Origin of the sequence: Flavobacterium sp. LC2016-13 (assembly GCF_009707955.1) — a bacterium.
Lineage (GTDB): Bacteria > Bacteroidota > Bacteroidia > Flavobacteriales > Flavobacteriaceae > Flavobacterium.
The window spans coordinates 244,157-255,681 of record NZ_WMDQ01000001.1 but is presented as its reverse complement, the minus strand read 5'-3'; the positions used below and the strand labels follow the sequence as shown (position 1 = coordinate 255,681).

The following is an 11,525-nucleotide window of genomic DNA, read 5'->3' as shown; positions in this document are numbered from 1 at the left end:
ATAGCTATTAAATCATAAAACTTACAAATAAACAAATCAACGATTAACCAAATAAACAAAGATATATGCTATACTATTTATTTGAATACTTGAGAAAAACATTAGACATGCCGGGAGCTGGAGTTTTTCAGTACATCACTTTTAGATCAGCTTTAGCATTTATGCTTTCGTTACTTCTATCAACAATTTACGGAAAAAGAGTTATTAATTTTTTGCGTAGCCAACAAGTAGGAGAAACAGTAAGAGAGCTTGGTCTTGCGGGTCAAAATGAAAAAGCAGGAACACCAACAATGGGTGGACTGATAATTATTTTTGCAACTCTTGTGCCGGTTTTGTTATTTGCCCGTTTGCAAAATATTTATATAGTATTACTTATTGTAACCACACTTTGGATGGGAACAATTGGTTTTATTGATGATTATATCAAGATTTTCAAAAAAGATAAAGCAGGACTTAAAGGAATTTTTAAAGTTATCGGACAAGTTGGTCTGGGAATAATCGTTGGATCAGTTTTATATTTTAATCCAGCGGTAACAGTGAGAACAGATGTTGGAAGAACAGATATTTATAAAAATGTAAATTCTACGGTAGTTTTACCAGCACCAGTTGAAGAAAAGTCGACAGCAACGACAATTCCTTTCATAAAAAACAATGAATTTGATTACGCTGAAGTTTTATCTTTTTTAGGTGAAGGATATGAAAAATGGGCGTGGTTAATTTTTATTCCGGTTGTAATTTTTATTATCACCGCAGTTTCTAACGGAGCTAATTTAACAGATGGTATCGATGGACTCGCCGCAGGAACCTCGGCAATATCTGTCCTCGCGCTCGGGATATTTACATTTGTTTCAGGAAATATAATTTTTTCGAATTATCTAAATATAATGTACATCCCCAATTCGGGAGAAATGACCGTTTTTATATCCGCATTTGTGGGCGCATTAATTGGGTTTCTCTGGTACAATTCCTACCCCGCCTCCGTGTTTATGGGCGATACTGGAAGTTTAACTATTGGTGGAATCATAGCTGTTTTAGCAATCGCTGTGCGTAAAGAAATATTGATCGTTTTTTTCTGTGGAATTTTCCTTGCAGAAAGTGCTTCGGTAATTATTCAGGTGGCTTATTTTAAATATACAAAGAAACGTTTTGGCGAAGGCCGAAGAGTTTTTCTGATGTCACCATTGCATCATCATTATCAGAAGAAAGGGTATCATGAAAGTAAAATCGTAACCAGATTCTGGATTGTTGCAATCATGTTAGCCATATTGTCAATTGTTACATTAAAATTAAGATAGATGAGGCTAGTAGTATTGGGCGGAGGAGAAAGTGGTGTTGGAACCGCGATTCTTGGTAAGAAGCAAGGATACGATGTTTTTGTATCTGATTTTGGAAAAATAAAAGAAAGCTATAAAGAAGTTCTTATTATAAATGGAATTGCCTGGGAAGAAGAAAAACATACAGAAGACCTGATTTTGAATGCCGATGTCGTCATGAAAAGTCCGGGAATTCCAGACAAATCTCCCATCGTAAAAAAGCTGATTGAAGCCGGAGTAAAAGTGATTTCTGAAATCGAATTTGCAAAACCTTTTACAGAAGCATTAACAATTGGAATAACAGGAAGTAACGGTAAAACCACAACAACAATGTTAACCCATCATTTGTTAAAATCAGCAGGTTTGAATGTAGGCTTAGGAGGAAACATCGGGAAAAGTTTTGCCTGGCAAGTAGCCGAAAATAAATACGATGCCTATGTTCTTGAGTTAAGCAGTTTTCAGCTCGACGGAATTATAGATTACAGGCCGGATATTGCCATTATAACAAATATTAGCCCGGATCATTTAGATCGATACGAATATAAATATCAAAACTATATCAATTCGAAGTTTCGAATTACAATGAATCAAACCGAAAGCGATTATCTTATTTATGATGCAGATGACGAGGCAATAGCAGAATGGTTAAAGAATAACAAAACAAAAGCAAAATTAATTCCTTTTTCACTGACTGAAAAATTTGACGAAGGAGCTTCTATAAATAACAACAAAATGGAAATAAAGATCAACCAAGAAGAGTTTACAATGGAAACAGAATACATTGCGTTAGAAGGAAAACATAATATGAAAAACGCAATGGCAGCAAGCTCTGTAGCAAAATTGATGCAAATAAGAAATGCAACAATACGCGAAAGTTTATCGAATTTTCAAGGTGTTGAACACCGTTTAGAGAAAGTATTAAAAATTCAAAATGTACAATACATTAACGATTCAAAAGCAACAAATGTAAACGCTACTTTTTTCGCATTAGACAGCATGAATGTACCAACTGTTTGGATTGTTGGAGGAGTTGATAAAGGAAATGATTACAATGAATTAATGTCTTTAGTTCGTGAAAAGGTAAAAGCAATTATCTGTTTAGGACTAGACAATAGAAAAATCATTGAAGCTTTTGGTAACGTAGTTGATATTATGGTCGAAGTAAATAATATGAATGATGCCGTAAAAACAGCTCAAAGATTAACAGAAAAAGGCGATACTGTTTTATTGTCTCCAGCCTGCGCAAGTTTCGATTTATTCGAAAACTACGAAGACAGAGGAAAGCAATTTAAGCAAGCAGTTCACAATTTATAATTTTAGATTTCTGATTTTAGATTTTAGATTGTTCTAAACTTTGATATCAAAATTGAAAAATAATATAAGTTCTTTAAAGTATGACGACGGAAGAAATGAAGTTGAGAACTAAAAAGTTCTCTTTGATGATAATTGATTTGGCTGAAAGTATGCCAAATACAAATGTGATTAGGTCGATCACAAATCAAATAGTAAGAAGCGGAACGTCAGTTGGTGCAAATTATCGAGCAGTATGCAGAGCTAGAAGTGACAGAGAATTTGTTGCAAAAATGAATATAGTTTTAGAAGAAGCTGACGAGACTTTATTTTGGTTAGAAATTATAAAAGAAAAAATGTGGATTGCTAAATCTGAATTAGAATTAATTTGGAAAGAAGGAAATGAATTAACTGCAATTTTTGTCAGCAGTTTAAAAACAGTAAACAACAGAATTAATAAATAGAAAAGACAAAGATTTTAAATAATCTAAAATCTAAAATCAGAAATCTAAAATTGGACTTATGAAAGAACTAGTAAACAAACTAAAAGGAGACAGAGTAATATGGTCATTTGTGGCTTTATTAGCACTGTTTTCGTTTATGCCTGTTTTTAGTGCGAGTAGTAATCTGGCATACATTGGGCACGGAACAGGAAATACATTAGGTTATTTGGTAAAACATTTAGCACATATATGTATTGGTTTTCTGATTATTTATTGGGTTCACAAAGTCCCGTATCATTATTTTAGAGCAATTTCAAAAATTGCACTTCCCGTAGTTTGGCTTTTATTGCTTTATACATTACTAAAAGGAACCGTAATTGCCGGAGCAAATGCAAGTCGTTGGATTCAGGTTCCGTTTATCGGAATCACATTTCAGACTTCGACTTTGGCAGCAAGCGTTTTGTTTATTTATGTAGCGCGTTATTTATCAAAAACCAAAGAAGAAAATGAACCATTTCAAACTTCATTAATTCAGCTTTGGATACCGGTTTTTATCACTCTGGCACTTATATTACCAGCCAACTTCTCAACCACTGCGTTGATCTTTTCAATGGTAATTATGTTGGCATTTATTGGTAAATATCCATTAAAATATATTGCTTTTATTATTGGTTCAGGAATAGCCGTATTGGCGTTTTTCTTTTTAGTAGCAAAAGCGTTTCCTGATTCAAGATTTTTTAGCAGGGTTAGAACATGGGAAAGCCGTATTGAAAACTTTACTACGGACAAACCGGATGAAGATGATTATCAAATTGAAAAAGCAAAAATTGCTATTGCATCTGGCGGATTAGGCGGATTAGGACCAGGAAAAAGTGTTCAGAAAAACTTTTTACCACAATCATCTTCCGATTTTATCTACGCAATTGTAGTTGAAGAATATGGTCTTGTAGGTGGCGTTTCGATATTGTTATTATACTTATTGTTATTGTTTCGATTTGTAATTGCATCACATAAAGCCAATACATTATTTGGGAAATTAGTCGTCGTCGGACTCGGTTTTCCTATGATATTTCAGGCCATGATTAATATGGCTGTTGCAGTAGAATTATTGCCGGTCACAGGACAAACGCTTCCGCTGATAAGTAGTGGAGGTAGTTCAATCTGGATGACATGTTTTTCTCTTGGAATTATTATAAGTGTGACTAAAAAAGATGAAGAGATCGTAGAAGAACAACAGGAAAAAGAAAGAAGGAAAGAAGCACTTCAAAGATTAATTGACAAAGAACTGGGCGAAGAAGATTTGGTCAGAAACGAAAATCAAGAAGTGTATGAAGAAGAGCAAATGTATTCTATCGAAGATAATTCAAGAAATCCGATGAATGCAGTATTAAACAAATAAAAAAGAATAGTTTTTAGAGCGTTAAAACTTTTAAAAATATGACAAATTATAAATTCATATTAAGTGGTGGTGGAACAGGTGGACATATCTATCCTGCAATTGCTATTGCAAATGAGTTAAAATTACAATTCCCTGATGCTGAATTTCTTTTTGTAGGAGCCAAAGATAAAATGGAAATGCAAAAAGTGCCTCAGGCAGGATATGAAATAAAAGGTCTTTGGATAGCAGGTTTGCAAAGAAAATTAACATTGCAAAATATGATGTTTCCTTTAAAACTGGCAACAAGTTTGCTAGAGTCAAGAAGAATCATCAGACAATTCAAACCAAATGTAGTGATAGGAACAGGAGGCTTTGCCAGCGGTCCGTTATTACAAGCGGCAGGCGGAGCAGGAATTCCAACCGTAATCCAGGAACAAAATTCATTTCCCGGAATTACGAATAAATTGCTAAGTAAAAAAGCAAATGCTATTTGTGTTGCCTATGAAAATTTAGGACGTTTTTTTCCAAAAGAAAAAATTGTTCTAACAGGAAATCCGGTTCGTCAGGATTTGATTGATATTGACAGTAAAAGAGATGAAGCGATTGCTTTTTATGGTTTAGACCCGAATAAAAAAACATTGTTGGTTTTAGGCGGAAGTTTAGGTGCAAGAAGAGTAAATCAATTAATAGAAAAAGAATTGCAAAATATATTGTCGCAAGACGTTCAGGTAATTTGGCAATGTGGGAAATTATATTTTGAAGACTATAAAAAACACAATCAGCAAAACGTAAGAGTAGTTGATTTCATTGAAAGAATGGATTTTGTTTACGCTGCTGCAGATATTATAATTTCACGCGCGGGAGCATCATCTGTATCTGAATTATGTATTGTTGGAAAACCGGTTATTTTTATTCCGTCGCCAAATGTAGCTGAAGATCATCAAACTAAAAATGCGCAGGCAATTGTTGATGCAAAAGGAGCTGTTTTGCTAAAAGAGTCAGAATTGGATGTAGAGTTTTCTTTAGTTTTTGAAGCTTTACTCAAAGATCAGGGAAAACAAACCCAGTTAAGTGAAAACATAAAAAAACTGGCCAGACCCAACGCAACAAAAGTTATAGTAGACGAAATAAAAAAGTTGTTATAATATAACTTTTAGGTAAAATTATACAACACAATTAAAAAATTAGAACGCTATTTTTAAGCGTTTTGAGTTATTAAAATAAGAAAAATACAAAGGCTTAATTACTAGTTTTTTAGAAAATAAAGTAACCTGTAAATAGCTCAAAATTAAATTGAAATGAATTTAAATCAAATACAAAACGTTTATTTTATTGGCATCGGAGGAATCGGTATGAGCGCCTTGGCCCGATATTTCAAATATATCGGAAAAGAGGTTTCAGGATACGATAAAACGCCGTCAATGTTAACCAGCGAGTTGATTGAAAGTGGTATTGATATTCATTTTGAAGATAATATAGGTTTAATTCCGAAAGACTATTTTGTAGAAAACACATTGGTGATTTTTACGCCTGCTGTGCCTAAAACACATTCAGAGTGGAATTATTTTATTGAAAGAAATTACGAAATTAAAAAACGTGCCGAAGTTTTAGGGATTATCACGAAAGGCACGTTTAGTTTCGCAGTTGCAGGAACTCACGGTAAAACAACAACATCCAGTATTTTAGGCCATATTTTATATGAAAGTGGTGCCGATGTTACAGCTTTTGTTGGGGGAATTGTAGAAAATTATAATTCAAATTTAATTGGAACAGGAAAAACCGTAACAGTTGTAGAAGCAGACGAATTTGATCGTTCGTTTTTGCACCTTCATCCAAACATCGCATGCGTAACATCTATGGATGCAGACCATTTGGATATTTACGGAACAAGCGATGCTATTGAAGCTTCATTTTTGGAATTTGCATTAAAAGTAGAAGATAAAAATAAATTGTTTATCACTACAGAATTACCTCTGGAAGGAGTTCAATGTGCTATAAATGAAGATGCTGAATATAAAGCATTCAATGTTCGAATAGAAGACGGAAGTTATGTTTTTGATGTGCAAACACCATCAGAAATCATGAAAGATTTACGTTTTGGATTGCCTGGAAAACACAATTTAATGAATGCGCTGATGGCTATTGCGATGTCAAAAACCTACGGTACGTCAACCGATGCAATAGCAAAAGCTCTGGCTTCATTTAACGGAATCAGAAGACGTTTTTCATATCAGATTAAATCTGAAAAATTAGTTTATATAGATGATTATGCACATCATCCAACAGAAATAAACGCTGTACATCAAGCTGTTACGGAATTGTATCCGGGACGTAAAGTTTTAGCAATTTTTCAGCCGCACTTATTCAGCCGCACAAGAGATTTTGCTGATGGATTTGCAGAGAGTTTATCTCAATTTAATGAAGTGTTTTTAATGGATATTTACCCTGCACGCGAATTACCGATGGAAGGGATTACATCAGAATGGCTGTTGGGGAAAATGACAAATTCGAACAAAAAAATTGTTGCAAAAAATGATTTATTAGCGGAGATCAAAGCCAGTGATGCGCCAATAATTGTAACAATAGGAGCTGGTGATATTGGAGAAATGGTACCGTCAATCAAAAAGATATTAAATGAAAATATTTAATTGGACAAATATTCGATTATTGTTGATTTTTGGACTTGTACTTTTTTTGTATTCGTTCGCTCAGCATCGAAATGGGAATAGAAAATTAAAGAAGGCAACAGTTGTTTTTGTGGGAGAAAACACACTGTTTGTGAAGCCTGAATCGGTTAATAAATTGTTAATAGAAAATAAAAAAGACGCTTCCAGTATCCGAAAAGTTGAACTAGATTTGAATAAGATAGAAAAAACCCTTGATACGCAAGACATGATTGAGAAGTCAGATGTTTTTGTAAGTATCGATGGCGTTCTAAAAGCGATAGTAAAACAGAAGACACCAATAGCGAGAGTTTATGATGGTGATAACTCTTTTTATATTGACTATGAGGGAAATAAAATGCCTTTATCAGACAATTTTACAGCGCGCGTTCCTCTTGTTTCTGGGACAATAAATAAAAAAAATAACGAAGATTTAGCTGCCCTATTTCGCACAATTTATGACGATGCGTTTTTGAAAAAAAACATCATTGCAATCCAAATTATGCCTAATGGTAGCTTAAAAATGTTTAATAGAAATTATAATTACTTCATCGATTTTGGCAGAACGATGAATGTTGATAAAAAATTTAGAAACTATAAAGCGTTTTTTCAAAAAGCAGTTTTAGACAGTTCGTTATACAAATACAATAAAATTGACCTGAGGTTTACGGAACAAGTAGTTTGCACAAAATAATAGAAAATGGAAAAAGATAACATTGCAGTAGGTCTAGATATTGGAACCACCAAAATAGTTGCCATGATTGGCAAGAAGAACGAGTATGGGAAATTGGAAATTTTGGGTATTGGTAAATCCAAAAGTTTGGGTGTTGCGCGAGGTGTTGTAAACAACATTACGCAAACTATTCAGTCAATTCAACAAGCTATTTTAGAAGCAGAAAACAATTCAGGTTACAAAATAAAAGATGTAGTTGTTGGTATTGCCGGACAGCACATCAGAAGCATTCAGCATACAGATTACATCAGCCGTAGTAATCCGGAAGAAGTAATTGGCGAAAATGATATTCAAATGTTGATTGACCAGGTTAATAAACTGGCCATGTTACCGGGAGAAGAAATTATTCACGTTTTGCCGCAGGAATTTAAAATCGACGGACAATCTGAAATTAAAGAACCAATTGGAATGTACGGTGGAAGATTAGAATCTAGTTTTCACGTAGTCGTTGGGCAGGCATCATCAATCAGAAATGTTGGAAGATGTATTCAGAGTTCAGGAATCGAATTATCAGGCTTAACATTAGAACCATTAGCTTCTGCTGATGCCGTTTTAAGCCAGGAAGAAAAAGAAGCTGGAGTTGCACTTATCGATATTGGTGGTGGAACAACAGATTTGGCCATTTTTAAAGATGGTATTATTCGTCATACTGCAGTAATTCCTTTTGGAGGAAATGTAATTACAGACGATATTAAAGAAGGATGTTCGATTATCGAAAAACAAGCCGAGCTTTTAAAAATAAAATTCGGATCAGCCTGGCCGGGAGAAAATAAAGACAACGAAATTGTTTCTATTCCGGGATTGAGAGGAAGAGAGCCAAAAGAGATTTCGCTTAAAAACTTGTCTAAAATTATTCATGCCCGTGTAGTAGAAATAGTAGAGCAGGTTTTCGCTGAAATTAAAGCTTACGGACACGAAGATCCTCGTAAAAAATTAATTGCAGGAATCGTTCTTACAGGTGGTGGAGCTCAACTAAAACATATTAAACAATTAGTAGAGTATATTACCGGAATGGACACCAGAATTGGATATCCAAACGAGCATTTAGCAGGAAATTCAAGTGAAGAAATTTCAAGTCCGTTATTTGCAACTGCAGTTGGTTTAGTAATGAACAGTATCGAAAATAGTACACAAAGTGCTGTTAGAATGGAACTTGTAAATGAACAGCCAAAAGTAGTATACAGAAACGCTCCGGCGCAGCCACAACAACCAGTACAGCAGCGATACGAAGTAGAAGAAAATTACGTTGAAAGAGTAGAAACTTTCGAACAACCAAGAGAAGTTAGAACAAACGCGGTTAAAGAAGAATCTACAGAAACAAAAATAAGAAGATCATTTTTTGATCGTTATGTCGATAAAATCAAAGATTTTTTAGACAACGCAGAATAAAATAGTAATAAACGAAAAGGATTACTTTTTGCCCCAAGTCAAGAAGTAAAAAATATATTAAATAAGAATTTCAAAAACCAAAAAGATGATGAGCAACTCAGAATTTGGAAGTATTTCATTTGATTTACCGAAAAACCAATCAAATGTAATCAAAGTAATAGGTGTCGGTGGAGGCGGAAGTAACGCCATCAACCACATGTTCAAGCAAGGTATTAAAGGGGTAGATTTTATCGTTTGTAATACAGATTCACAAGCATTACAAAATAGTGCTGTACCAAATAAAATTCAATTAGGAGTAAACTTAACAGAAGGTCTTGGAGCAGGAGCAAATCCTGACGTAGGGCAGCAATCTGCTATTGAAAGTATCGCTGACATCGAAAAAATGTTAGACCGTGGTACTAAAATGGTGTTTATTACCGCTGGTATGGGTGGTGGAACAGGTACCGGTGCAGCTCCGGTAATTGCACAATTAGCAAAAGAAAGAGAAATCCTGACCGTTGGTATCGTAACAATTCCGTTTCAGTTTGAAGGGAAAGTACGTCAGGAGCAAGCACTTTTAGGAATCGAAAAATTGCGTAAGCAAGTCGATTCATTAATCGTGATCAATAATAATAAATTAAGAGAAGTATACGGAAATCTTGGTTTTAAAGCAGGATTCTCAAAAGCGGATGAAGTATTAGCAACAGCCTCAAGAGGTATTGCTGAAGTAATTACGCACCACTATACTCAAAATATCGATTTACGTGATGCAAGAACTGTTTTAGCGAACAGCGGAACTGCGATCATGGGATCTTCTGTTGCTTCGGGTGAAAACAGAGCAAAAGATGCGATTGTTTCTGCATTGGATTCTCCGTTGTTAAACGACAACAAAATTACAGGAGCCAAAAACGTATTGTTGCTTATCGTTTCTGGATCAAATGAAATTACGCTTGATGAAATTGGAGAAATCAACGATCATATTCAGGTAGAAGCAGGTCATAACGCTAATATTATCATGGGAGTTGGTGAAGACGAAACTCTTGGTGATGCTATTGCAGTGACTATTATTGCTACTGGTTTTGATGTTGAACAACAAAATGAAATCGTAAATACAGAGCCTAAGAAAATCATTCATACGCTGGAAGATGAGCAAAGAAGTGTTCATAATCTATCAAATAAATCGGTTGTATCTTTTGATTTAAATGCAGAATCATCTACAGCAAAATCTGAAGAAAAAATTGTTTTTGAATTGATGGAAGATACGGTTGCTCCCGTAACACATACACCCTTAGCAGTTGCTCCGGTGGCTCCGTCAATCAATCAGGAAGAATTAGTAGTAATGTCAGAGTTTATTAAAAACCTTGATGTAACTTTTGAAATCGTTTCGCCAATTACAGATATCGATTTTACTATTTCGACTCCTCAGGTTCAATCTTTTCAGGAAGTAAAACCTGCTCAGCAAAGAACTTTTGAAAGAGAAGAACAAACAACTTTCTCTTTTGATTTACCTCTTTTTAGAGCAGAACCAGAAGTTAAAAAAGAACCGGTTGTTGAGGAAACTAAAATTTTATTTGAATTAACAAACGAAACCCGCAATATAAAAGTAAACGATCCTGTTTCATTTGTTCCTGTAACGGAACTTTCTGAAAACGGAATTATCAAATATTCGTTAGAAGAATATATGGAGGTTGAGAATGAGTTAATCACATCAAAACCTGTTGATAAAGTGGTAGAAGACGTAGTTCCTGCGGAATTAAACATTACCATGAAACCAAGAGTTGATTTTGCTCAGGAAGCTTCATTTACAACGACAGACAATGTATCTCCGTTAGAATTAACTATCGAAGAAACGTTACGTTTAAGAGCAGAAGAAAGAAGAAAGAAACTAAAAGAATTTAATTATAAATTCCATAACAATGTTTCTAGAATTGATGAACTTGAAAAAGAGCCAGCTTACAAAAGGTTAGGTATCGATCTTTCAAATAATCAATCGAATACAACCAATTCAAGAATATCTGTTGGTACTGATAGTAATAACGATTTACAATTGCGCTCAAACAATTCATTTTTGCACGATAACGTAGATTAAGGTTACATTCATAATATTAGGATAACCCGAAAATTGGATTTAATTTTCGGGTTATTTTTTTTATCTTCGCACAGAATTTAGAAATTTGACTTTTAAAAGTAATTTATAAAAGAAATATTGTCATCCTGAGCGAAGTCGAAGGTTTATTGCATAACTGGGCTTCGACTTCGCTCAGCCTGATAAATGATAATAAATTATAATTGGTCGAGAACAACTATTCAGAATAATATATCAATTATAAGCATTAG

9 protein-coding genes are annotated in these 11,525 nt (G+C 34.3%); all 9 read left to right on the top strand.

The window, feature by feature from the left end; translation table 11 throughout:
• Positions 1-65 precede the first annotated feature (65 nt).
• Positions 66-1,295 carry a phospho-N-acetylmuramoyl-pentapeptide-transferase gene (mraY, locus tag GKZ86_RS01130; RefSeq protein ID WP_154781300.1) on the top strand — a complete coding sequence of 410 codons (1,230 nt, stop codon included), beginning with the start codon at positions 66-68 and terminating at the stop codon, positions 1,293-1,295.
• Positions 1,296-2,627 carry a UDP-N-acetylmuramoyl-L-alanine--D-glutamate ligase gene (gene murD, locus GKZ86_RS01125; protein ID WP_154781299.1) on the top strand — a complete coding sequence of 444 codons (1,332 nt, stop codon included), beginning with the start codon at positions 1,296-1,298 and terminating at the stop codon, positions 2,625-2,627.
• Positions 2,628-2,707: 80 nt separating this feature from the next.
• Positions 2,708-3,067, top strand: coding sequence for a four helix bundle protein (locus GKZ86_RS01120; protein ID WP_154781298.1), 360 nt, complete (start codon positions 2,708-2,710; stop codon positions 3,065-3,067).
• 58 nt (positions 3,068-3,125) lie between these two features.
• The gene (locus GKZ86_RS01115; RefSeq protein ID WP_154781297.1) at positions 3,126-4,445 is read left to right on the top strand and encodes an FtsW/RodA/SpoVE family cell cycle protein; all 1,320 of its coding nucleotides are present in this window, start codon (positions 3,126-3,128) and stop codon (positions 4,443-4,445) included.
• Between the two features lie 38 nt (positions 4,446-4,483).
• Positions 4,484-5,569, top strand: a complete 1,086-nt coding sequence (murG, locus tag GKZ86_RS01110) for an undecaprenyldiphospho-muramoylpentapeptide beta-N-acetylglucosaminyltransferase (RefSeq protein ID WP_154781296.1) — start codon at positions 4,484-4,486, stop codon at positions 5,567-5,569.
• Positions 5,570-5,722: 153 nt separating this feature from the next.
• Positions 5,723-7,072, top strand: a complete 1,350-nt coding sequence (gene murC / locus GKZ86_RS01105; RefSeq protein ID WP_154781295.1) for a UDP-N-acetylmuramate--L-alanine ligase — start codon at positions 5,723-5,725, stop codon at positions 7,070-7,072.
• Positions 7,059-7,781 (top strand): cell division protein FtsQ/DivIB, encoded by a 723-nt coding sequence (locus GKZ86_RS01100; RefSeq protein WP_154781294.1) that lies wholly within the window; start codon positions 7,059-7,061, stop codon positions 7,779-7,781. Before murC ends, GKZ86_RS01100 begins: the two co-directional genes overlap by 14 nt.
• 6 nt (positions 7,782-7,787) lie before the next feature.
• The gene (ftsA, locus tag GKZ86_RS01095) at positions 7,788-9,209 is read left to right on the top strand and encodes a cell division protein FtsA (protein WP_154781293.1); all 1,422 of its coding nucleotides are present in this window, start codon (positions 7,788-7,790) and stop codon (positions 9,207-9,209) included.
• Between the two features lie 85 nt (positions 9,210-9,294).
• Positions 9,295-11,277 (top strand): cell division protein FtsZ, encoded by a 1,983-nt coding sequence (gene ftsZ / locus GKZ86_RS01090; protein ID WP_154781292.1) that lies wholly within the window; start codon positions 9,295-9,297, stop codon positions 11,275-11,277.
• Positions 11,278-11,525 lie beyond the last annotated feature (248 nt).